Source organism: Bifidobacterium sp. B4081 (assembly GCF_026537335.1).
Taxonomy (GTDB): domain Bacteria; phylum Actinomycetota; class Actinomycetes; order Actinomycetales; family Bifidobacteriaceae; genus Bombiscardovia.
On record NZ_JAFNMM010000001.1, the window covers coordinates 842,368 to 863,764 of the forward strand.

Below are 21,397 nucleotides of genomic sequence, written 5' to 3' on the forward strand. Positions count from 1 at the left end.
CAGACCTATGCATTGGACGCGCATGTCACCATCGCCCTTGGCATGACCCGCCTGTCTGCTTCCGAGGGACCTTTGTATGATGGAGTGCATGGCTGATTTTTCCGAGATTCTGGCATCATGCGACGACTGCAATGAGGAGGACCGCGAGTGGCTCCACCACCTGGTGGCCGACTGGCAGGTCATCGCCGATTTGAGCTTTGCCGACCTGCTGCTCTTGCTGCGCACCGGCGAGGGGGAGTTCACCGTGGCCGAGCAGTGCCGGCCCTCCACGGTCATGTCACTGCGCGCCGAAGACGTGGTGGGGGAGCACTTCCCGGCTGATCGCCGCGAAGAGCTGGAGGTGGCCATGCAGTCCAAGGGGGTGTTGCGATCCAACAAGCTGCGCACCATCGGCCGCGCCACGGTCTGCGACGTCTATGCTCCTATCCGTCACCAGGGCAGGACCCTGGGTCTGGTGGTTCGCGAAACCAACATGGCCACCCGCGAGTCCAACGGCCGGTACGAGAGTGAGAGCATCAACGCGGGCAAGGAGCTCTTCGAGATGATCACCCGAGGCGAGTTCCCCTACGCGGATTCGGTGCTCAACCAGCGGCACAACGCCAGGGTGGCCGACGGTTTCTTTGTGCTGACGCCAAGCGGCGTGGTGCGTTACGCCTCGCCCAACGCCATCAGCTGCTTCCGCAGGCTGGGCTCGGTCGAGACCATGATCGGCCAGTACCTGAGCGAGATCGGCACCTCCCTGCTCAAGGAGAACGATCCCGTGCCCGACTCCCTGCCGTTGGTTCTGACGGGCAAGGCGGCCGTGGACTCTGAGCTGGACGCCAACGGGTCGGCCGTCTCCATGCGCTCCCTGCCCCTCTATGGCAAGCAGGGCAGGATTGGCGCCATCGTGCTCTGTCGGGATGTGACCGAACTGCGCCGCCGGGAGAAGGAGCTGCAGACCAAGGATGCCACCATCTCCGAGATCCACCACCGGGTCAAGAACAACCTCCAGGCCGTGTCGGCCCTGCTGCGGCTGCAGGCCAGGCGCACCAAGTCCGACGAGGTCCGCAAGGAGCTGGAGGAGGCCCAGCGACGGGTCCAGACCATCGCTGTGGTTCATGAGGGCCTCAGTCAGACCGCCGACGAGATTGTGGACTTCGACAAGGTGATCGCCAACCTGCTCAAGATGAGCGTGGACCTGGCCACCACCAGCGACCAGCACATCACCATCTCCTACGTGGGCAAGTTCGGGATGATGCCCGCCCAGGATGCCACACCCCTGTCCTTGGTGCTGACCGAACTGGTCAACAACGCGGTCGAGCACGGCTTCGAGGGCCGTGACGAGGGGCATATCACCATATCGGTGGGCCGGGGCGGCAACAATCTCAATGTGGTAGTCGAGGATGACGGCAACGGCTACAGCACCGAGTCGGATCAGGGCCAGGCTCGTTCCACCGGATCCGGGCTGGGCACGCAGATCATCAACACCTTCGTCACCAACGACTTCGGCGGCACGGTCAAGTGGGAGCCCCGCCGGGATGGCGGCACCCGGGTGGTCATCAACATCAAGCTGCGCGTGGCCCAGGACGTGTGATGCCAGGCACCTTTGAGAAAAAGAGAGGGGCGACGGCATCAAGCCATCGCCCCTCTCCTGTTTTGCGCAATCGGAAAGATGTCAGGACTGCATCTGCATGGCCTGGGACCTGCGCGCACGCATGGCCCTGCGCTTCAGAGCCCTGCGTTCGTCCTCGCTCAGTCCGCCCCAGACACCGTAATCCTGGTTGGTGTCCAGCGCGCACTTCAGACAGGCGTCAATGACCTTGCAGGTCCTGCAGACAGCCTTGGCCTCCTCGATCTGCTGATAGGCTGCACCGGTGTTGCCGACGGGGAAGAACAGCTCAGGGTCCTTGTCACGGCAAGCAGCCTTGGCGCGCCAATCAAACGCATTACTCATCTACCTAAGCCTCCAAGAAGTTTTTATCGATGCTTTTATCACTACCCTATGCAAGATAAGCACGATGAGTGACTTTTTTCAAGGGTTCATTTGTTTTACGGCTAAAGAGAACACCTGTAGCGGAATGGCGAGACCCGCTTCCAGAACCAGACACCGTCCGGGAATGGCGCTGGCCCGGGTGGGGAGGGTGGCCAGCTGATCGGCGGGGATGCCAGCTGCCAGATCGGCCCCCCGTTCGCCGCAGGGGAACACCAGACGACGGCTGAAACGCTCTGGTCTGTGCAGGGCGCTGGCCGTATCCACGGCCAGGATCACGGTGGTTCCCTCCTGTCCCAGAGCCTCCTGCAGAAGAGGGGCCAGGGGATCCCGACAAAGCGGATCCAGCAGATCCTGGGCATCGTCAAGAATCCAGACCAATGCACGGCTGCCATCCTGACGGCCTTGAGGCGGTGACGGCACCGGGCCGGGAAAGTCCCGGCTGCTGTAACCATGACCTGTTCGACGCGTGATGCGCAGGTCGAAGCTGGGCTCAGGTCGGGCTCCTGGCTTCATCAGGGTGAGCAGGGAACGCGCCAGCAGCGCCAGCAGGGTGCTCTTGCCCCGTCCTCGAGGTCCGATCAGGGCTGTATGACCGTTGAGTGGCAGGCGATAGAGATGGAGCAGAACCCCGTCGTCCATGTGTCCCAGAGGTATCTGAGGCCGTCCCGATTGCCAGAGGACCTGCCCGCAGGCCGGATCATGCTCTGGCAGGGGAGGGGAGAAAAGCGGTGCCGGCGGTCGGCTGCCGCAAAAGCGACTGGCCTTGACGATCTCGCCCACCAGGGCCTGCGGATCAGCTGATGGGCAGGTGCGGAAGGCCTGGGGACCCCGGCCCTGCTCCAGGAAGCCCAGACCTGGGCAGGCAGGGTCGATCGCCGTAGCACAGGAGGATCCCAGCAGCTCTCTGGACTGCAGGGGATCCCGCACCCGCAGACAGATGCCCAGGTTCATGTTGGCACGCATCTGGGCGCTGACCTGCCCCATGGTCTGCTGGGTGCAGGCCACCAGGTTCATACCCAGGGATCTGCCCTGAGAGGCCAGAGAGGTCAGTCTGTCCAGATAGTCAGGCAGAAGTTGGCGCAGGGCCTGGAACTCGTCAATGATCACCACCAGCCGTGCCGGTGGATCGGCCATACGGGCAGTGTCCTCAACCCCCGCTCTGGCGACCAGGCGCTGGCGGCGCTCCAATTCCCGTTGAAGGCCGTTCAGCGCGCGTACGGCCCGGTCCAGATCCAGATTGGTCACGCAGCCCACGGTGTGCGGCAGTCGGGCCAGTAGGCCAAAGCCGGCACCACCCTTGAAATCCAGCAGGACCAGATTGAGCCGGTCTGGCGGCTGACTGGCGGCCAGGGCCAGACACCAGGTCTGCAGAAAGACTGATTTGCCCGAACCTGTGGTGCCTGCCACCAGGGCGTGGGGTCCGTCGCGGGGCAGATCGATGACCAGCGGACCACGATCAGGGCGGATACCGATGACCGCCGGTGCCGACCTTCCTGATGCGGCAAGCCATGCGTGGACTATGCCCTGCCAGGGCAGACCTTGTGATCCTGAACGCCTTGACCCCAAGAGCCGGGACTCTAGCTGAGGGCCTGGGTTAGAGGCCAGTTGAGCCAGGTCCTGCAAGGTCTCGTTCTCTGTAGTCGTCGAGAGGGATGCACGATCCGATACTGTGCCGTACTTCAATTGTGCGCCTGCCAGTGGAGTGGACGATGATCGGCGATGCATTCGCAGCAGGCTCAGAAGCACCATGGCCAGGGTGCCCGTCAAGCTGGGCAGCAAGAGGAGGAGCAACGTCCAGCGGCCCTGGCCTACTACGTACCAGATCATGCCTGCCTGGGCCAGGGCCGGAGCCGTCTGTGCAACCAGGGTAAGAATGACCTTAGCGCTTCCCCCCTTGGCCTTCTTCTCTTTGGAGCCGGCAGAGCGCCAATCGCCACCTGCAGCACCGCTCGGGTCTGTCGATATGGCTGCTGATGAATTGGCCTTGGTCATGCCCTCAGCATGAGCTGCCCGAGGCTGGAGCGCTAGAGCAGGCCTGGCATGTGGTCGAATGTGGACGGGATTGGTGGTGTATGCAAAGCGGGCGCTACATGCCGCCGACCGTTCCAGCGGCATGACTGCCCTGGGCCAGTTGGTTGAACAGGTCGGTGTTGCGGGCTTGGTCCAGCAGAACGGTGGAACCGATGCCCCCGCCCGGATAGTAGTCGGGATCTGTCCAGTAGACGCTTCCGGTGACCCCCTTGCTGCTGCTGGCACTGCGGAAGGCCAGGACCATGTGCACAAGGTCTATGGGGTTGGCCCGCTCATCCACCACCAGGGCATCCAGACCTGCGGAAAGAACCTTGCCGGCCCTCGACGGGTTGAGCATGACCGAAGGTTGTAGGGCCTTGGCGCTGATGGCCGAGATGGCCTGACGCTGGCGTTCGGCACGCCCAAAGTCTCCCTTGGGATCCGAGTAGCGCATGCGGGTGAAGGCCAGGGCCATGCCGCCGTCGGCCTGATGGCAGCCGCGAGACCAGACCATGCCGGAGTTGGGGTCGTTGACGTCTGCGTCATAGCAAAGCCTGACGCCGCCCAGGGCGTCGACCACCTTGCTGAGGCCCCCGAAACGGATAAGGGCCACATGACCGACCTTATGACCGGTGATGTCCTCGATCTGGCCGGTTAGGGCCCGGTAGCCCGATGTGTAGGCCACGGCGTTGATCTTCATGTAATCCCCGTCCTGCTTGACCAGGGAGTCGCGGGGGATTGAAATCAGGGAGGCGGCTCCGTGGCGGGGCTTGGTCAGCACCAGGATGGTGTCGGTGCGGAAGCCGGTGATGCTGGCATCCTGTCCGGCCCCCGGAGAACCGTCGCGCTGGTCCGATCCCAGCAGGAGCCAGGTAGTGGCCTCTGAGCCAGGGGTATCGGTCAGCATTTTGTCGCGGGTGAGCTTGCCGTTGACCCAGAACCATCCTCCACCTGCCAGTACAACTAGTGCCAGCAGCAGGACCAGCAGCAGAATGATTACGAACTTGCGCACTGGGTGTTTACGGACGAGGGCAGCGCCGTTCCGCATGTTCCGATTGTTGTTGCGCCAGTCGTTTTTAACAGGTGCAGCTGCAGTCGCCGGCCTGGGTGTGGTTTTCGAGGAGCCACTGGTGCGTCTGGCTTTCTGATGCCCCGTCCCGGAAGATGGGGAGAAGCTGGGAGGCGTCTGGCTACGGCTGTGTCTGGCCTCGGTGCCTGGAGATCTGGGGTCGGCCGCCGGACGGTGATGCCCGGAGGGCATGAAGCTAGGAGGCTCCTGTCCTTGTCCGTCTTGGTCTGATCCAGTCCGCATACCCTTAACCTCCGTAGCTTTGACCGACTAGGTAAGCAATAGCATGCCTGAACGACCCCAGGAAGCTTAATCGGCTATCTCTGCGCCGGAACCGCACAGACCGTAGCAAACAGGTAGCGGTCCGCCATGCCGATGTACTGTCCGGTGTTCGCATCCCTGATGGTTCCGTCGTCCGGATCGACGGTCCCGCCCGTGTTGGGATCGATCAGGGTCTTGTCGGGCATGGTGATCAGTCCGGTACGGGGATCGGGCTTGGGAAGAGCAGCGGCGGATGCAGATGGGGATTGGGTGCCGCCCCCTGTGTCAGAGCCGTTGCGAGCCGTCTGAGCGGCACTCTGTGAGTTTTGGGCGCTCTGGGCATCCTGACCATTGCTGGCCTGGTTGCCTGACGAGGAAGCTGACTCTGCGTCCTCATTGGCCTGGGTCAAGGGCTTGCCCTCTCGCAGCAGATGCCAGATGGTTTCGGCCTCGTCCGTCCACACCACCCGGTTGTTGTCCTGGGACCATTCCTCGACAGGTATGGTCCGGGCGTAGATATGTGTGGTGTCTATGTGCTTGAGCGAGTTGCCCAGGCCCAGCAGGGTCTGGAAGTTGCCCAACCCCTCGCTCAGCTGCAGGGTGGACATGGAGGTGGTGGCCAGACGGTAGGCCTTGGGCAGGTCGGAATAGATGTTGACGGTCTTGGCCTCGTTGACCAGGCTCTTGATCAGATACTGCTGGCGGGTGGTGCGCATGATGTCCGACCCGTCGGCGGCGGTTCCGTGGCGCATGCGAGCGTACTCGGTGGCCTGGGTGCCGTCCAGATGCTGCAGACCACGCTTCAGGTTGATGCCGGTATAGCCGTCCCAGGTGTCCTTGGGGATGCACACATCTACCCCACCCAGGGCGTCGATGATGGACTTGAGGCCGTTGAAGTCAGCCACCACAAACTGCTGAATGTCCAAGCCGGTCAGGGAACGGACCGCTGCCAGGGAGCAGCTGGCGGCCGAATTGGCATCGCCGCCCTGGCTATAGCCCTCGGCGAAGATGGAGTTGAACATGACCTGGCGGCGGGCCGGGATGGTATCCCCCTTGCTGGTGGTGCAGGCCGGGGCGTTTACGATGGAGTCCCTGGGAATGGAGACCACATTCACATAGGAGCGGTCGGCGGCGATCTGGACCACCATGGCCGTGTCCGACTGGTGGTTCTCCTCCAGGCCGTCGCCGCTGCCGCCCACCTCGGAGTTGCCCTTACCGTCCCGGGTGTCCTGTCCCAGCACCAGGACGTTCAAAGTCCTCCCCTTGTAAATGTCTTCCGGGGCCTTGTGGGCTTGAGTCAGGCTGACGGGCTCGAGCACGTGCATGTGACCGTTGATGTCGGTCCAGAAGGCCGCCACCGTCGAGGCCAGGAAGCAAAGAACGAAGGTAAGGGCCAGGCAGATGCCCGTGCGCAGACGGTGGCTGCTGCGAAACCCGTCGCTGTGCTGGGGCTTGCCGTTCCTGCCCGCCTTGATGTTGGGCAGACCCATCTTTCTGGTTGGGGACGTCAATGGTATGCCTTCCTCATCGGCTGTCGCTGTAGGGCTCATTCCGGCGGGAAGAACCGGGATGGCGGTGATGCGTGCTTGAACCAGTCATAGTATAGTCTGACCCCCATCCGCAGCTCCTCTTCGGGCGATATGGCTCCCTGTATGTGTTGCTCAGTTGCGCTCGCAGATATTTAGGGGTTGACAGAAGACCCCTGCAGCAGCTGTAATAAAAGTGTGTAAACACACTAGGGACTGGGGGGTCGCTATGAGTGAATTTGTTGACACTCGCTATAGCAGTACAACTAAAAACAGGCTGACACCGCTGATGCAGTGGTTCGAAGTCAACGTCGGACCATCCTGGCGAAGCGAGGCGCTCTGTGCGCAGACCGACCCGGAAGCATTCTTCCCGGGCAAGGGGGGCTCCACCCAGGAGGCCAAACGGGTCTGCGCCGACTGCACCGTCCGCAAGCAGTGCCTGGACTGGGCGGTCGAGCATGACGAGCGCTTCGGCATCTGGGGCGGCATGAGTGAACGGGAGCGCCGCCGTTACAAGAAGAGGATGCGCGCGCAGCGTCAGATCTGAATCGCCGCAGGTGCCCAAGCGAGGCATCCGGTGACCTGGTTTGCGTAGACTGGAACGCATGAGTTTCGTCGCGCCTCAAGCCCAGGATGTCCGGCAGGTCCTCTCTTCAGTCATGAACGAATGTTCGCCCGCCGCCAGCCCTCATGTGGAGGATGCCGTGGCGGCGGTGATCACGGTCGAGCATGATCTGACCTATTTGCCGGACACCCTGCGTGCCCTCTTGCGACAGAGCCTCTTGCCACGGGTCCTGGTTATCGCGGACTGTTCGGGGTCCACCACAGAGCCGCTCTATGCGCAGTTTCCGGTGGATGGGCCCGCGCGTGTGGAAGTGCAGGTGGTCCGCGCGCGAGGTGCCTCCTCCTTCGGCGATGCCTTGGACAAGGCGCTTGGCTACGCCCGTCTGCCTGGTCGGATTCGCGCTCTTTGGCTTCTGCACGACGACTGCCGTCCACTGGATAATCATTGCCTGGACGAGCTGGTGGACACCTGGCACAGCAATCCCACTGCCTCCCTGCTGGGTGCCAAACAGTATGACTGGCAGGGCCAGGGACTCCATGACGTGGGTCGGTATGCCTACCGTCACCGAACGGTGAGTCTGGTGGTGGACAGCGAACCCGACCAGCAGCAATATGACGCGCGTCAGGATGTCTTCGCGGTGAGCCTGGCTGGCGCCCTGGTGCTCATGCAGACCATGAAGGACCTGGGCGGACCAGGCGCTTGGGCTGGCACCTTTGGCCAGGCCGATGATCTCTGCCGTCGTATCTGCCTGTCAGGGGGGCGGGTGGTAATCGTACCCAACGCCCGGGTGGCCCATGCCGGTGCCCGTATGAGCGGGTTGCGTGATCGGAACGGGCGGTCGGTGCAGCCCGACCACCCCTTGGATGCCTCCATGGGTCCCATACTGGCCCGGGAACGCTACCTGCTGACTGATTTTGCCCTGCCCTGGTGGCCGCTGGTCTGGCTCTGGCGAGTTCTGGCGGCATTGTGGTTCATGGCGGTTGATCTTATCGGCAAACGGCCCTACAGGGCCCTCTGCCGGCTGTGCGCACCCTGGCGGATTCTGGCCAACCCCGCATCCTTGTTCACGATGCGTCGCCGTCTGACCTCCGCCTGCTATGGTGGTCCCCGCCGGTTGGACATTCTTCAGGCCAACGGTCAGCAGATCAGACAGTGGCGGCAGCGCAGGCAGGCCTTCCACGACCAGCAGGAACATCCCATGCTCAGCCACCTGGCCTTGGCTCATCTGCGCCAGCAGTTCCTGCGTCGCCTGGCCTGGGCTTCAGGGATGACCATAGCGGTCTTGGCGGCCCTGGTGGCCACCCACTGGCCACTCTGTCGTGCCATCTTCTCGGGAGGGGCCATCCACGCTCCCTCCCTGCCCTCGTCCGGAGCCGACTGGTCCCAGGTGCTGACGGCGGCCACCACCTCCTGGTCCTGGGCCGGGGGTGTGGGGCAGCCCGCAGTTCCTGCCCCCTTCCTCCTGGTCCTCCTGCCCTTCGCTCTGCTGACCGGCGGTCACGTAGCCCAAGCCATGGCCCTGATGCTCCTGGCGGAGACGGGACTGGCCGCTCTGTCTTTCTGGGCCCTGGCCGGCGTGGTCACCAGGTCCAATCCCATTCGAGTCCTGCTGGGGTTGCTCTGGGCTTGTCTGGCATTCGCCCTGGGCATCGTGGATGGTCTGCAGCTGCCCATGCTGACGGTCATGGCCTTCATGCCTGCCGCCTTTGCCTTTGTTTTCAAGGCCGTGGGGCTGTATCAGTCTGAGGCTCCCGTGCGCCCCAAGGCTTCGGTGCAGCAGGCGGCTCTGGCCTCTATCTGTTTTCTGCCGGTCCTGGCTGCCGAACCTCAGCTCATGCTGGCCATGATCCCGCTCTTCATTATGGCGATCTGCCTGGTGCCCTCCCATCGGGTCATGCTGCTCCTGATGCCCCTGCCCTCGGCGCTGGCCCTGGCGCCCACCCTGGTCAATTCCTTGCGCCATGCCAATCAAGGACTTTTCAGACAGCTGTTCGCAGATCTTATGATCCCCTCGACGGGCTTGACCGGTCAACCCAGAACCGGGAGCCTGGGGCAACTGCTGGCCCGCCTGCTGGGACTGGATCTTTCGGCCCTGTGGCCCCTCAGGTGGCGACCTGAGCTCTGGCGTCCGGCCACGCTGGCCTGCTGTCTGCTGGTGGTGGCCCTGCTGGCCTTCATCGCCTTGGTTGTGCCTCGGGCGCTCAAAACTGCCAGGATTCTTTGGAGTACGGTTCTGCTGGGCCTGATTCTGGCGCTGATCTCCCAGGCGGTCTGCATCGGCTTGGACGAGACCGGTCCAGTGGCCGGTTCGGTCCTGCCTGGGGTGATGCTTGCCTTCATGGGGCTGCTGGCCTGTCTGGGCCTTCTGGCTGGCAGGGCCGTCCGTCCCTTCTCGCCCCTTGCTCCTGGGCACGATCAGGTTCCAGAGGGCGATGCTGATCGTCCGCCCCTGCCTCCTGCGCAGTCCTCTTCAACCTCTGCGGCTGCGGTTGATGGCGGGGGACGGATTGTCAGACTCTTGCTAGGCCTGGTCCTGACCCTGGTAACGGCAGGCGTGGCGGCGGCTGGTCTGGCGGCGCCAGTCGGAGGACCCCTGTCTGCTGATGACCGGCAGCTCCCGGCAGTGGCGGTGGACTACCTGAACAAGGATCCATCCCATCGGGTGCTGGTGCTGACCTCGCCCTCCCATGGCCGCGTGGCCTACACGGGTCTGCACACCTCACGAGGGGATCTGATCGATGCCTCGCCTGCCCTGCGTGCCCAGAGGGTGAACGGCGGGCAGATGGCCGGTCAGGATGTCCTCTCGCATTCAGCTGCGGCTCTGATGGCCAACGCCGACTCCAAGGCTGTAGCGGCTGTATCCGGTATGGGCTTCGGGGGAATCTATGTGCCCGCCGACCGTTCCGGAGCAGTCGGCATGGGATCCACACCCAACGATGACCTGGTATCCAACATCACCGCCAGCGATGGTGCCCAGCAGGTGGCGACCAATGCCCAGGGAACCTATTTCCGTTTGAGCTCGCAATCCGGCAGGGATGTGGGAGTCAACATGGCCGGGGCCCATCAAGCGGCGGCCAGCACCTGGAGGAGGATCTGGCTCTGGACCCTGGGCCTGGTCTTGCTGGGATACTGCTTGGTGGCTCTGCCGCGTCCGGGCTACTTTGGAGGGGAGCAACTATGAGTGTACGAAGCAAGGGATCCCTGGTGGCTGCTCTGGTCACGGCGCCTCTGGTGGCGGTTTTGATCGCTGCTCTCTTGGTATGGACGCCCCCGGCCTCCTTGGCTGATGGGGCCTTGGGCTCGTCAGTCGTTGCCACCCGGGTCAGCCAACGTGAGGTAGCGTCCTACTGCCCGGCTCGAATGACGGTAGCGGATGAGGACAAGGTCGGCGATGACCAGTTCAAAGCCTCGGAAGGCGATCTGAGCGCCCGTGTCACAGCCGCCGCCTTTGGTTCCATCGGCAGTGCCAGCCTGACCCCGCTTGGAGACGGGCGACGCACCACGATGACTGATCCCGACCTCTTGGATGGGCAGAAGACCATGGCCGCCTCGATCGATCCAGGTGCCTCGGCTACGGCTTTCGATTCCCGGATGCTCAAGTCCCAGCCGGGCACGGGAGCTGCTGTCGGTATGGTCTCCTGGGCCACCAAGGGCGATCTGCGAGGGGTTCAGGCGCTGGCCTGCCCTCGGGTCGTCATGGATGCCGGCTTCCTGTTGCCTGCCACCGGTCGAGGGTCCACAGAGCGGCTGGTGGCCTACAACCCGTCATCCAAGGCCACGGTGATCAGTCTGGAGATCCAGGGTTCGCATTCCTCTGGCAACCTGTCCCTGGAGACCGGGAACACCATGACTGTGGCGCCTGGCGGCCATGCCTCATACGACCTGTCTGCGGCGGCTCCCGGACAGCAGGCCGTCTACGTCCGGGCTCGCAGCTCCCAGGCGCCAGTGGCCATGTCGGTTTCGGTCAATGTCATGGCTGGACTGGATCCGCGCGGGTCGGATCAGGTAACGGCCTTGGCGGCGCCCGGCCGTGATCTGGTTATTCCCGGCCTGCGCGGGGCAGACCAGGCCACCCTGCTTCTGCAGGGTTCCAAGGCTACCGCGGCGGAGCTGTCCTGGATGGATGAAGGCGGTCGGGAATCCTTGCGGCGGGTGGATTTGCAGGGTTCCAGGGCCACTGCTGTGGACTTGGGTGGCGTGCCTGACGGCAAGCTGGCTCTGCAGGTGCATGCCGACCAGCCTGTCCGAGCAGTCCTGCAGGTGACCAGTCGGGGCAGCCAGGATCAGTCGCAGTCCGACCTGGCTCTGATTCCTGCGGGTACTGCTGCCGCCTCCTCGGCCCTGACCATATCCCAGCCCGCCCAGGCAGCGCTGACCCTGGTCAACCCATCGACGGATCCGATCAAGGCCGAACTGGTTGGGTTCGACGAGAAGGGCAAGAAATTGGATGAGCGCTCGCTGACCGTTGAGCCGGGTCGGGCCCATGAGCTTTCAGCCCACGACCTGGGCGACCAGGTGGCCGCCGTACGGCTGAACGAGGATTCATCCCGATTGATCTGGAATGCCCGTCTGAGCGTGGACGCGGTCAACCAGGCTGGCCTGGCCGGTCTGGCCGTCATGGCTCCTGACGGGCTCATGCCTGCCACCACGCTGATCCGCTCCGGTCCAGACTCCACTGTCCTGCCCTGAACGTCGGCTGTCAGCGTCCCCACATGGGGTCGATTTCCTCCGGGTCCCGCCCGTAAAGGTCTGCCAACTGCAGGACCAGTTCGTCGCGGATAATCAACTCCAGCTCGGTGCGGTCCCGGGTCTTGCTCTGGATGGGCAGCCGGTAGAGGACGATTCTGGCGGGGATGCCGCGGCCTGCCGGGAAACTGCGTGAGAAGAGGTCCGCCCTGTCCTCCCAGGGGGTGGGGTCGGAGGGCGGCACGTCCTCGACGGCGAATTGGACGGGCTTGACCAGCTGGGGCCAACCGGCTCCCAGACGCCGGATCTGGGCCGCGGTCAGGTCGTCGAAGATCCCGCATCTGGTGCGATAGCGGGGCAGGCGGGTGCCGAAGGTGGGCCGACGAATCCCTCGGCCATGACTGTCCCGGTAGACGCTGCGGGACCAAGGCGGCTGATCGTTGATCATGACACTCACCATAGCCCCTCAACTCAGTGACAGTTTTGATTCAGGGTGTCTTGTAGCATAGAGCGATGATCGACAAGCGGATGGGAGCAATCATGGCGGAGGACGGTGCGATGAACGTGGCCTGGTGGGGCAGCCAAGACATAGGGTCCATCTGCGCACAGGCACGAGTGCTGGCCTTCGATCTGGACAATACTCTGGCGCTGTCCAAGACCCGTATGGACCAGACCATGGCCGTTCATTTCGCCGCCCTGACCCGGCTTCGGCCCGTGGCCATCGTCTCTGGCGGGCGGTTCAGCCAGTTCCGCGACCAGGTGCTCGATGCTCTGCCCGACGATACCCGTTTCGACCAGCTGCATCTGATGCCCACCAGCGGCACCCGCTACTACCGCTGGCAGGATGGAAGTTGGAATTGCGTCTATGCCCACGACCTGAGCGCCCAGGACCTGCAGGCCGCCGAGGCCAGCCTGGAACGCAGAGCCAAGCAGCTGGGCGACTGGGAGGAGCAGGTCTGGGGGCCGCGCATCGAGGATCGCGGCAGCCAGATAACCTTCTCCGCCCTGGGTCAGCAGGCCCCTGTCCAAGCCAAGGAGGCCTGGGATCCGGACAACAGCCGCAAGGATGCCCTGGCCCGGGCCGTGGCCGCCGATCTGCCCAACCTGCAGGTGCGTTCAGGCGGCTCCACCAGCGTGGACATCTCGGCCAAGGGTATTGACAAGGCCTACGCCGTGACCTCCCTGGCCAGGATACTGGGTGTGGATGTCGGCGATATCGCCTTCGTGGGCGACCGGATGGATCCTGATGGCAACGACTATCCGGCGGCCCTGGCGGGGGCCATGGCTCTGCGTGTGCGCGATCCTGCCGATGCCTTGGCCCTGATTCAGGCCATGGAGGCTGATCTGGCCTGAATCTGCTAAACCTGTCCGCAGACAATCCTGTGAACGGATAACTTGTTCATGCACATGGCCCTGATCTGCTTGTCTATCCTCTTTGTTCGAGGGTTGGCTGGGTCATATGCACAATCCTTTATCGGCATCCAGCCGTCTCAGACGGGCCGCTTATGCTGTCGCCTCGGCCATGGCTGGCTCGGCCCTGGACCTGCTGGCTCCTCGAGCCTGCGCCGGCTGTGACCGCCCGGACCTTCTGCTCTGTCCCAGCTGCAGATCCCTGCTCTTCCGGCCCCTGTCGGTGCCCGCGCCCGCCTATGCCCTAGGTCTGGCGCTGGCCTGCGCTCCATATCGTGGACCTGTCAGGCGGATCATTCTGTCCTGGAAGGACCATGACAACCGGCCCTTGGACAGGCCACTGGGCCAGGTCATGGCCGATCTGGCTCCAGCCCTGTCCAGGCTGATCGATCCTCTGCTTCGGCCCAAGTCTGCCAGGGCCATTCTGGTGGTTCCCGCCCCCTCTTCCCGCGCCTCCCTGCGAAGGCGGGGGAGGGTTCATCTGGAGCCGATCCTCCTGTCTCTGGTCCAGGCCCTGCAACGGCAGGGTCTGGCTGCCCAGGTGGAACCGGCCCTGATCATGAACTCCGTGAGAACCAAGTCTGTCCAAGCGGGCGGCCGTCGGAACCGTTCGCGTCGGCTGGCAGGCCGGATTGCGGTTGCGGATCCCTCACGACTGGCCGGTCATCCTGTCCTGGTGGTGGACGACATCATCACCACTGGATCCACCATCCGTCAGTGTGCTCGTGCCCTGGAGGCTGCAGGTGCCCTACCGCTGGCTGCCCTGGCTCTGGCGGCCGTTCCTCCAGGCCATGAGGATCTCTAGCGGGCCTGGGCCATGGCCATCTCGTCCCAGCGGGTGGTGGCCCGGGGGGAGAGCATGCCCCGGTTCATGGCCCAGTCGGCCCCCGTATCCTCGTCGCCCCGGCCCTGGCCGCGGATGCCTCCGTAGCCCACGCCCACGCGGAAGGGGCCGAAACGACGGGTGGCATCCTCCAGGACGTCCCCCAGACCATGGGTGTCCCGGGCTGCGTCCAGGCCTTCCAAGGTGTGGAAGTGGTCGGCGTCGGTCAGGTCCAGCAGAACCACCCCGGCCCGGATCCAGCGGGCGTGCGGATCCACTCGGCCCTTGAGCGCCCGGCTGGCTGCGCCGGCGATGACCAGCGGGTCGTCGCTGGGATCCTCCAGGACGACGGTCCGGCCAGCTGAGCAGAACTGCTGGGGCGCATAGGGGCTGGTGGAGCAGAAGACCCGCACTCTGCCGCACAGGCCGTGCTGTCGACGCAGGCGGCGGCAGGCCTTCTGGGCGTAGATGCTCAAAGCTTGGGCCAGGGTGGAGTAGCCCTCAATGGGGTGAGAGAACATGCGCGAGCACAGAATCTGATCGGTGCGCACGCCCCTGGCGGCATCCGCCTCGGGTTCGATACAGGGTCGTCCCCTCAATTCCAGTACGGTGCGCTGCAGCATGACGGAGAACCGATGCCGGATCAGGGAGGGATCGGCATCGCGCAGATCCAGGGCGGTGGTGATGCCCATGCCCATGAGTCTGCCGGTCAGCCGTCGGCCTACTCCCCAGACCTGGTCGACGGGCACGGATGCCAGAGCCTGGTCGCCATACTGGGACTCCACCTGGCTCCAGAGGGTGATCCCCTCGGTCGAGGGATGGTCCTTGGCCCAGTGGTTGGCCACCTTGGCCAGGGTTTTGGTAGGCGCCACGCCCACGCTGACGGGGATGCCGGTGCACCGCAGGACCGCGGCGCGCAGCTCCCGGCAGATCTGGACGGTGCGCTTGTCGTTCCAGATGCTGTCCATGAAGCACTCGTCGATGGAGTAGATCTCCTGGTTGGGCAGGAAATGGGCCATGATGGCCATCATGCGCCTTGAGAGACTGGCGTAGAGCTCATAATTGGAGCTGCGGGCTACCACCCCGTCCTGCAGGGCCCTGTCGCGAATGGTGAACCAGGGTGTGCCATTGGTGATGCCCAAGGCCTTGGCCGGGCGGTTGCGGGCCACTACGCAGCCGTCGTTGTTGGACAGCACAACCACCGGGCGGTCGGCCAGGGAGGGGTCGAAGACGGCCTCACATGAAGCGAAGAAAGAGTTGGCATCAGCCAGGACTACCTGGCCTGTCAGAGCGGTCCCGGATGCCGGCTGGGCCGGTCTCTGCGCGCTCATGCCGACCCCCAGCCCGTGGAAGGATAGACGGGCTTCCGGCCCTGGATTCCCGTGTGCCTGCGACCGTGCGGGGTATGCCCGGGATAGGTGACCTGGGGCAGGGGAGAGCCGCTCCGAAGTTCGCCCTTGGTGTCCACCCGCTGCCAGTGATAGTTGCCGATGGCCACCCCCCAGATGACCAGTTCCTCGCCCTCCTGGGGCAGGAAGTCGGGGTAGGCGGGGTTCTCGGCCCGCAACATGGTCCGTCCTTTGCGTCTGGCCAGCCGCTTGACCAGCAGCTCGTCGTCCAGGATGGCGATGACAATGTCCCCCTCACGCGGCTCCAAAGACCGGTCGACCACCAACAGGTCCCCATCGAAGATGCCGGCTCCGGTCATGGAGTCGCCGGCCACGTGGATGATGAAGGTGGCATCGGGGTGGATGATGACGTTCTGATCGAAGCTGAAGTCGCCGCTGAAGTAGTCCTGGGCCACGGAGGGGAAGCCGGCGTGGACGGCCTCCAAGGCCTGGGGGACAGGACTGGGGTGCTCTCGGAAGGGACTCAGGGCATCGACCCGGCACTCCGGCAGGGAAGCAGGGGCCGCCTCCGGCGACCCATGGATGGTAGCGACCATGGCACACCTCGAACTCGATGACATTCGAACAAATGTTCGATTTCATTATGAGCCGAAGTGCGCCTCCCCGTCAATGCGGCGCGTCGGACCCGTCAGAGTGGTCTCCGTCCCCCTCGTCCTCGTCGGGGTCACGGTGATATCTGGGCAGGGTGATCTCGAAGTCGGCTCCGCGCGGGTCGTCCACCACCTGCACCTGGCCTCCATGCAACTGGGCCGCCCAGCGGGCGATGGACAGCCCCAGCCCGGTGCCGCCCGACTCCGTACCCGGGCCGGCCTTGCCCTTGACGAAGCGCCGGAAGATGTCGGTGCGGGCCTCGGGGGGTATCTGCGAGCCGAAGTTGACCACGTTGGTGACAATGGTCTCCTGCTGCCGGTTCTCGTGGGCCTGGATCAGCACCGTGGTGCCGTCGGCCGAGTGCTTCAGGGCGTTGCTGATGACGTTGGTGAAGAGCTGGCGCAGCCGATCCTGGTCGCCCTCCATCCTCAGGCCCTTCTCCAGATCCACCTGGATGTCGTGGGCGTGCCCGGCGTCGGCTATGGCCAGGGGCTGGAGGGTCTCGTCAATGAAGTCCCCGAAGTCGAAGTCCTCGATCTGCAGGCTGGCGGCTCCAGCCTCCATCCTCGACAGATCCAGCAGGAAGGCGATCAGGTCGGACAGGCGATGGGTCTGCTCCAGGATCCCCTCCAGGTTGGCTGGCGTGGGCTCGGTCACCCCGTCCGCCATGTTCTCCACCATGGCCTGCAGGGCCGAGACGGGGGTGCGCAGCTCGTGGCTGACATTGGCCACCATATCCCGGCGCATCTGGTCGGCGTGCTGGAGCTCCTCGGCCATCTCGTTGAAGGATTGGGCCAGGAGCCCCACCTCGTCATGGCTGGTCGTGGTGGCATGGACACGAACCGTATAGTCCCCGTCGGCCATGGCCTCGGCTGCATCCCGCATCTGCCGCAGGGGAGCGGTGAGCCCTCGGGAGAAGAAGTAGGTGATCCCCAGGGCCACGACCAGGGTCAGCGGCATGGCGATCCAGCCGCTCCAGCCCATCTTCAGCAGGAACCAGGCCATGACGAAGGCGATGGCTGTGGAGATGATGATCAGGACGCTCAGCTCCACCTTCAATGAGGCGAAGGATCCAATGGGCCGTTCGCGATCCACACGCGCACTCAGACCAGGCCCCTTGCGCCGGCTTTTGCCGTCCTTGCTCATGGCGTGCATCCGCGGCTGCTACCGCTGGTCCTGTTCCTGATCCTCGGGCGGTTCGAAGGCGTAGCCCACGCCATGCACGGTGCGAATCATCTGCGAGCCCAGCTTGTGCCGCAGGGCCTTGACGTGGGAGTCCACCGTCCTGGTGCCCGAGGCATCCACCCAGTCCCAGACCTCCTCCAGCAGCTTCTCGCGGGTGAGTACGGACTTGGGCCGACGGGCCAGCGTGGCCAGCAGGTCGAATTCGGTGGGGGTCAGGTGGATCTGCTTCCCGCGTAGGGTCACGATGCGCTGGGCCGGGTCGATGACCAGGGATCCGAAGTCCAGCACCTTCTCGTTCTCGGAGTTCTTGGCGATGACCTTGGCCCGCTCCACCCGGCGCAGGAGGGCCTTGCAGCGGGCGATTAGCTCGCGCATGGAGAAGGGTTTGGTCATGTAGTCGTCGGCTCCGGCGCCCAGACCGGTCACCTTGTCGGCCTCGTCGTCCCGGGCGGTCAGAATCAGCACCGGCACCGGTCGCTCGGCCACGATCCGCTTGGTGGCCTCCAGTCCGTCCATGACGGGCAGCATGATATCCATGATAACCAGGTCGGGCTTGATCTGGGAGGCGGCCTGCACGGCGCTGGCACCGTCCGAGGCCACCCGGGCCGTCCACCCTTCGGCGGTGATGCGCTGGGCTATGGCAGTGGCCAGGGTGGGTTCGTCCTCAACCACCAGGATGGTGCTGGGTGTAGTGTAGCGGCTTGTGTTTCTGATCATGCCTACCTCTGTTTTCGATCACTGATCCGCAAAACGATGCTCGTCATGCGGGGTGGAGCCTTGTCGGCATTCGTTCCACCACCGTCGTTTCTTCCAGAATAGTCTTCAGAGCCTCCAGGGGAAGTGTGCTCGCGGAGAATCGCGTCGTCCCCAGGCGCCCGTCAGCAAGTCCATACGCAATGGCACTATTATATGGTATTTTCTCGACTCGTTCTGGAGGGCATATGGGTTACAAGGTCGGTGACATGGTCGTCTATCCGCGTCATGGGGCCGCCAGGGTGGACGCCATCACCGAACGGACCGTCAAGGGCGTCACCCGCAAGTACCTGCAGCTGTCTGTGCTCTCCTCGGACGGACTGGTCATCAACGTCCCCGTGGAGAACGCGGCCAAGGTGGGCGTCAGAGACATCGTCGACGCCAAGGCGGTGGCCAAGGTCTTCGAGATCCTGCGCACCCCGGTGGTCGAGGAGAAGGAGATGAACTGGTCCCGCCGCTACAAGCTGAACGTGGAGAAGATCGCCACCGGCGAGGTCAACAAGATCGCCGAGGTGGTGCGCGACCTCTCCCAGCGCGACGTGGACGAGCACGGGCTGTCGGCGGGCGAGAAGCGGATGCTGATCAAGGCCCGGAAGATCCTGACCTCCGAGATCGCCCTGTCCGAGAAGCTGGACGAGGACGAGGCCCAGCGCCTGCTGGACGTCAACCTGGGCTATGCGGAGCCCATGCCCGGCGACGACAAGCACCATACCAAGTCCCCCAAGGAGCCGGCTTCCAAGACCCTGGCACGGGTGGCCCAGGGGGCCGCCAAGACCAAGGGCAAGACCAAGACCAAGGCCAAGCGCTGAGGCCGGATTCGGTCATGGGCCATCCAAACATTGGACTGGGCTTTGACGCCCATCGCTTCGACCCGACCGGTGAGCGTCCCCTCTGGTTGGCCTGTCTGTCCTGGAATGACGGAACCCCCGGCCTGCTGGGCGATTCTGACGGCGATGCAGCCGCCCATGCCCTGATCGATGCCATCCTGTCAGCCGCCGACCTGGGCGATATCGGTACCTTGTTCGGCCTGGGATCACAGGCTCTTGGAGCGGGCATGCACGGCACGGCCATGCTGGAGAAGACCATGGACTGTCTGCATGGGCACGGTCGCAGGCTGCTCAACGCCTCCCTGGTCATCGTCGGCCAGCGCCCCAGAATCTCCTCCCGTCGTCACCTGGCCCAGCAGGCCATGAGTCAGGCTGTCCGGGCACCGGTTAAATTGACTGCCACCACCACTGATGGCATGGGCTTTACCGGCCACGATGAGGGCGTCGCCGTCATGGCCACCGCCCTGGTGGACTGACCGGCATCAGGCGCGCAGGGCCGCCCATCCCTTGGCCAGAGCCCAGAAGAGGGTGGACAGGGTCACGATGACGAAGCTGGGAGGGGTCGGCACCATGGCCGAGATCACCAGGCCTCCCCAGATTGAAGCCAGGCAGATCAATCCTGATAGAAGCATGGCCCGTAGGGGAGAGGCCACCAGGATGTTGGCCGTGGCCGCCGGGGTGACGACCAGGGCGAAGATGAGCAGGGTCCCCACTGCCGGTACGGCGATGGTGATGACGCCGGCCATGATGGCCATGAAGGTCAGGTTCATCAGCCCGATGGGCACGCCGCGTGCCTGGGCCACCTGCTCATCCAGGGAGCTGAAGAGCAGGGGCCGGTAGATCAGGGCCAGCAGGATCAGCAGGATTGCATCGAAGACTATGAAGCCGACGACCTGGCCCCGGGTGATGGTGAGGATGGATCCGAAGAGGATGGCCTGCATCTGCTGGGAGGCCGAGCTGGACATCCTGGCGAAGAAGAGTCCCAGACCGGTGGCGAAGGCCAGGACCGTACCCGTGGCGATCTCCCTCTGGGAGGCCCGCTTGCCCAGGGCTCCGATGACCAGTGCCCCTCCCAGAGCGAAGAGTCCCATGCCGGCAGAGACCGGCAGCCCCAGCAGGACGGCCCCTGTGGCACCGGGCAGGCCGATGTGGGCCAGGGCGTGGGCGGCGAAGGTGGAGTGTCTGGCAATGGTGAAGTAGCCCATGGCTCCGGCAGCCACGGCGATGCATAGGCCAGCCACCATGGCGTTGCGCATGAAGGGGGCGGCGAGGATCTCGGTCCAATGGGGGTCGAAGACTGGTGTGGTCATGAGTTCCTTTCCCGGTCCGTCCCGTGCAGGCGGGCCACCTGGCTGGGTTGGTAGCGATTATGGACGGGTCCGATCGGCTCGTCCATGTCGGGGGCCACGAACATGTCCCCCTGAGGAGTGGTGACCACCTCCACCTTGGTGCCGTAGAGGTGGGTGAGCAGGTCCGAATCCAGCACGTCGTCCATGCGGGCGTAATGAGGGTGCCCGTCCAGCAGGTAGACCGCCCCGGTCAGCACAGGCAGCAGCATGTTCAGGTCGTGGGCCACCACCTGGATGGACATGCCCAGACGGCTGTTGAGTTGTGCCAGCAGGTGGACGGTGGCGCGCTGCCCGGCCAGATCCAGATTGGCCAGGGGCTCGTCCAGCATGAGCAGATCAGGATCGCAGACCAAGGCCTGGGCGATGGCCACCCGCTGTCGCAGGCCGCCGGAGAGCTGGGACAGGCGCAGGTGGGCCCTGTCCTCCACACCCACGAAGCGCATGGCCGCTCTGGCGCGCTCGCGGTCCTGCCGGGTGACGGGGTGAATGCCGAACCGGGTGCCGGTCAGCCCCAGCAGGACGGATTGTTCGGCCGTAAGGTTGGAGTCGATATCCGAGGTGTAGCTCTGTGGTACGTATCCAATGCGATCGTTGGCCTGGCCGGCCGGCTGCCCCAGGACCCGCAGGCTGCCGGCGTCCAGGGGGAGCAGGCCCAGCTCGGCCTGCATCATGCTGGTTTTGCCCGTGCCGTTGGTGCCCACGATGGCGGTCACGGTTCCCGAGGGAATGGTGAAGGTCCCCTCTGACCAGATCAGCCGCCCGGAACGGCGGATGGCGGCATGGTCGAAGACGATGCAGGCCTGCGTGGATGTTCTATCCGTGTCCGTATCCATGACTTCCTTTCCTGCACGGGCTTAAAATGGTAAACCTGCTCTTATTGAGCATGATTCTCATTATCGCTGGGGAGAGGACAGGGCGCAACTTCAGCAGTCGAGTCCTCCCAGACCGGCCATTGGAC

Annotated in this window: 19 protein-coding genes; 8 read left to right on the forward strand and 11 right to left on the reverse strand. The window is 64.3% G+C overall.

The window, feature by feature from the left end; all coding sequences use genetic code 11:
* Window positions 1-88 precede the first annotated feature (88 nt).
* On the forward strand, window positions 89-1,576 hold the full coding sequence (locus J3T92_RS03705; RefSeq protein WP_267399779.1) for a sensor histidine kinase: 1,488 nt from the start codon (window positions 89-91) through the stop codon (window positions 1,574-1,576).
* Window positions 1,577-1,657: 81 nt separating this feature from the next.
* On the opposite strand, the gene J3T92_RS03710 is transcribed toward J3T92_RS03705, so the two are convergent.
* From J3T92_RS03710 to J3T92_RS03725, 4 genes are all read right to left on the reverse strand, one after another.
* Window positions 1,658-1,936 (reverse strand): WhiB family transcriptional regulator, encoded by a 279-nt coding sequence (locus J3T92_RS03710; RefSeq protein WP_015021978.1) that lies wholly within the window; start codon window positions 1,934-1,936, stop codon window positions 1,658-1,660.
* A 78-nt stretch (window positions 1,937-2,014) separates the two neighbouring features.
* A complete protein-coding gene (locus J3T92_RS03715; protein ID WP_267399781.1) occupies window positions 2,015-3,967 on the reverse strand; it encodes an FtsK/SpoIIIE domain-containing protein in 1,953 nt (650 codons plus the stop codon).
* A gap of 94 nt (window positions 3,968-4,061) precedes the next feature.
* The gene (locus tag J3T92_RS03720; protein WP_267399783.1) at window positions 4,062-5,033 is read right to left on the reverse strand and encodes an LCP family protein; all 972 of its coding nucleotides are present in this window, start codon (window positions 5,031-5,033) and stop codon (window positions 4,062-4,064) included.
* 338 nt (window positions 5,034-5,371) lie between these two features.
* A complete protein-coding gene (locus tag J3T92_RS03725) occupies window positions 5,372-6,826 on the reverse strand; it encodes an LCP family protein (protein WP_267399785.1) in 1,455 nt (484 codons plus the stop codon).
* A gap of 304 nt (window positions 6,827-7,130) precedes the next feature.
* Here J3T92_RS03725 and J3T92_RS03730 point away from each other — a divergent pair, with 304 nt between their 5' ends.
* The 3 genes from J3T92_RS03730 to J3T92_RS03740 are packed head-to-tail and all read left to right on the forward strand — an operon-like array spanning window position 7,131 to window position 12,095.
* Entirely contained in the window at window positions 7,131-7,388 is a 258-nt protein-coding gene (locus J3T92_RS03730) for a WhiB family transcriptional regulator (protein WP_267399786.1), read from the forward strand.
* A 58-nt stretch (window positions 7,389-7,446) separates the two neighbouring features.
* A complete protein-coding gene (locus tag J3T92_RS03735) occupies window positions 7,447-10,587 on the forward strand; it encodes a glycosyltransferase (RefSeq protein WP_267399787.1) in 3,141 nt (1,046 codons plus the stop codon).
* Window positions 10,584-12,095, forward strand: coding sequence for a DUF5719 family protein (locus J3T92_RS03740; protein ID WP_267399788.1), 1,512 nt, complete (start codon window positions 10,584-10,586; stop codon window positions 12,093-12,095). The genes J3T92_RS03735 and J3T92_RS03740 overlap by 4 nt, the downstream gene beginning before the upstream one ends.
* A gap of 10 nt (window positions 12,096-12,105) precedes the next feature.
* Here J3T92_RS03740 and J3T92_RS03745 read toward each other — a convergent pair whose 3' ends face one another.
* Entirely contained in the window at window positions 12,106-12,540 is a 435-nt protein-coding gene (locus tag J3T92_RS03745) for a metallopeptidase family protein (protein ID WP_024627339.1), read from the reverse strand.
* A gap of 110 nt (window positions 12,541-12,650) precedes the next feature.
* On the opposite strand from J3T92_RS03745, the gene J3T92_RS03750 reads away from it, so the two are divergent.
* Window positions 12,651-13,445, forward strand: coding sequence for an HAD-IIB family hydrolase (locus J3T92_RS03750; protein WP_416378822.1), 795 nt, complete (start codon window positions 12,651-12,653; stop codon window positions 13,443-13,445).
* 106 nt (window positions 13,446-13,551) lie between these two features.
* Window positions 13,552-14,307 (forward strand): ComF family protein, encoded by a 756-nt coding sequence (locus J3T92_RS03755; protein WP_267399790.1) that lies wholly within the window; start codon window positions 13,552-13,554, stop codon window positions 14,305-14,307.
* Here J3T92_RS03755 and J3T92_RS03760 read toward each other — a convergent pair.
* The 4 genes from J3T92_RS03760 to J3T92_RS03775 form a co-directional block, all read right to left on the reverse strand.
* Window positions 14,304-15,656: a Y-family DNA polymerase gene (locus tag J3T92_RS03760; RefSeq protein WP_267399791.1), complete on the reverse strand. Its 1,353-nt coding sequence runs from the start codon at window positions 15,654-15,656 to the stop codon at window positions 14,304-14,306. The genes J3T92_RS03755 and J3T92_RS03760 overlap by 4 nt on opposite strands.
* Window positions 15,653-16,270 carry a LexA family protein gene (locus J3T92_RS03765; RefSeq protein ID WP_267399792.1) on the reverse strand — a complete coding sequence of 206 codons (618 nt, stop codon included), beginning with the start codon at window positions 16,268-16,270 and terminating at the stop codon, window positions 15,653-15,655. Before J3T92_RS03765 ends, J3T92_RS03760 begins: the two co-directional genes overlap by 4 nt.
* A 70-nt stretch (window positions 16,271-16,340) precedes the next feature.
* Window positions 16,341-17,480, reverse strand: a complete 1,140-nt coding sequence (locus J3T92_RS03770; protein WP_416378902.1) for a sensor histidine kinase — start codon at window positions 17,478-17,480, stop codon at window positions 16,341-16,343.
* Window positions 17,481-17,489: 9 nt separating this feature from the next.
* On the reverse strand, window positions 17,490-18,227 hold the full coding sequence (locus J3T92_RS03775; protein WP_024627345.1) for a response regulator transcription factor: 738 nt from the start codon (window positions 18,225-18,227) through the stop codon (window positions 17,490-17,492).
* Between the two features lie 224 nt (window positions 18,228-18,451).
* Here J3T92_RS03775 and J3T92_RS03780 point away from each other — a divergent pair, with 224 nt between their 5' ends.
* Together J3T92_RS03780 and J3T92_RS03785 are read left to right on the forward strand one after the other, a co-directional pair.
* Entirely contained in the window at window positions 18,452-19,072 is a 621-nt protein-coding gene (locus J3T92_RS03780) for a CarD family transcriptional regulator (protein ID WP_267399794.1), read from the forward strand.
* Window positions 19,073-19,086: 14 nt separating this feature from the next.
* Window positions 19,087-19,566: a 2-C-methyl-D-erythritol 2,4-cyclodiphosphate synthase gene (locus J3T92_RS03785; RefSeq protein ID WP_267399795.1), complete on the forward strand. Its 480-nt coding sequence runs from the start codon at window positions 19,087-19,089 to the stop codon at window positions 19,564-19,566.
* 6 nt (window positions 19,567-19,572) lie between these two features.
* Here the strand turns inward: J3T92_RS03785 and J3T92_RS03790 are convergent, their stop codons facing one another.
* Window positions 19,573-20,400, reverse strand: a complete 828-nt coding sequence (locus J3T92_RS03790; RefSeq protein WP_267399797.1) for a metal ABC transporter permease — start codon at window positions 20,398-20,400, stop codon at window positions 19,573-19,575.
* Window positions 20,397-21,272, reverse strand: coding sequence for an ABC transporter ATP-binding protein (locus tag J3T92_RS03795; protein WP_121914768.1), 876 nt, complete (start codon window positions 21,270-21,272; stop codon window positions 20,397-20,399). The genes J3T92_RS03790 and J3T92_RS03795 overlap by 4 nt, the downstream gene beginning before the upstream one ends.
* Window positions 21,273-21,397: the final 125 nt, after the last annotated feature.

What these genes read in the sequence shown, in the direction of transcription:
- J3T92_RS03705 (WP_267399779.1), top strand. Translation starts at nt 89, where the DNA reads ATGGCTGATTTTTCCGAGATTCTGGCATCATGCGACGACTGCAATGAG.
- J3T92_RS03710 (WP_015021978.1), bottom strand. Translation starts at nt 1,936, where the DNA reads ATGAGTAATGCGTTTGATTGGCGCGCCAAGGCTGCTTGCCGTGACAAG.
- J3T92_RS03715 (WP_267399781.1), bottom strand. Translation starts at nt 3,967, where the DNA reads ATGACCAAGGCCAATTCATCAGCAGCCATATCGACAGACCCGAGCGGT.
- J3T92_RS03720 (WP_267399783.1), bottom strand. Translation starts at nt 5,033, where the DNA reads ATGCGGAACGGCGCTGCCCTCGTCCGTAAACACCCAGTGCGCAAGTTC.
- J3T92_RS03730 (WP_267399786.1), top strand. Translation starts at nt 7,131, where the DNA reads ATGCAGTGGTTCGAAGTCAACGTCGGACCATCCTGGCGAAGCGAGGCG.
- J3T92_RS03735 (WP_267399787.1), top strand. Translation starts at nt 7,447, where the DNA reads ATGAGTTTCGTCGCGCCTCAAGCCCAGGATGTCCGGCAGGTCCTCTCT.
- J3T92_RS03740 (WP_267399788.1), top strand. Translation starts at nt 10,584, where the DNA reads ATGAGTGTACGAAGCAAGGGATCCCTGGTGGCTGCTCTGGTCACGGCG.
- J3T92_RS03745 (WP_024627339.1), bottom strand. Translation starts at nt 12,540, where the DNA reads ATGATCAACGATCAGCCGCCTTGGTCCCGCAGCGTCTACCGGGACAGT.
- J3T92_RS03750 (WP_416378822.1), top strand. Translation starts at nt 12,651, where the DNA reads ATGAACGTGGCCTGGTGGGGCAGCCAAGACATAGGGTCCATCTGCGCA.
- J3T92_RS03755 (WP_267399790.1), top strand. Translation starts at nt 13,552, where the DNA reads ATGCACAATCCTTTATCGGCATCCAGCCGTCTCAGACGGGCCGCTTAT.
- J3T92_RS03760 (WP_267399791.1), bottom strand. Translation starts at nt 15,656, where the DNA reads ATGAGCGCGCAGAGACCGGCCCAGCCGGCATCCGGGACCGCTCTGACA.
- J3T92_RS03765 (WP_267399792.1), bottom strand. Translation starts at nt 16,270, where the DNA reads ATGGTCGCTACCATCCATGGGTCGCCGGAGGCGGCCCCTGCTTCCCTG.
- J3T92_RS03770 (WP_416378902.1), bottom strand. Translation starts at nt 17,480, where the DNA reads ATGCACGCCATGAGCAAGGACGGCAAAAGCCGGCGCAAGGGGCCTGGT.
- J3T92_RS03775 (WP_024627345.1), bottom strand. Translation starts at nt 18,227, where the DNA reads ATGATCAGAAACACAAGCCGCTACACTACACCCAGCACCATCCTGGTG.
- J3T92_RS03780 (WP_267399794.1), top strand. Translation starts at nt 18,452, where the DNA reads ATGGGTTACAAGGTCGGTGACATGGTCGTCTATCCGCGTCATGGGGCC.
- J3T92_RS03785 (WP_267399795.1), top strand. Translation starts at nt 19,087, where the DNA reads ATGGGCCATCCAAACATTGGACTGGGCTTTGACGCCCATCGCTTCGAC.
- J3T92_RS03790 (WP_267399797.1), bottom strand. Translation starts at nt 20,400, where the DNA reads ATGACCACACCAGTCTTCGACCCCCATTGGACCGAGATCCTCGCCGCC.
- J3T92_RS03795 (WP_121914768.1), bottom strand. Translation starts at nt 21,272, where the DNA reads ATGGATACGGACACGGATAGAACATCCACGCAGGCCTGCATCGTCTTC.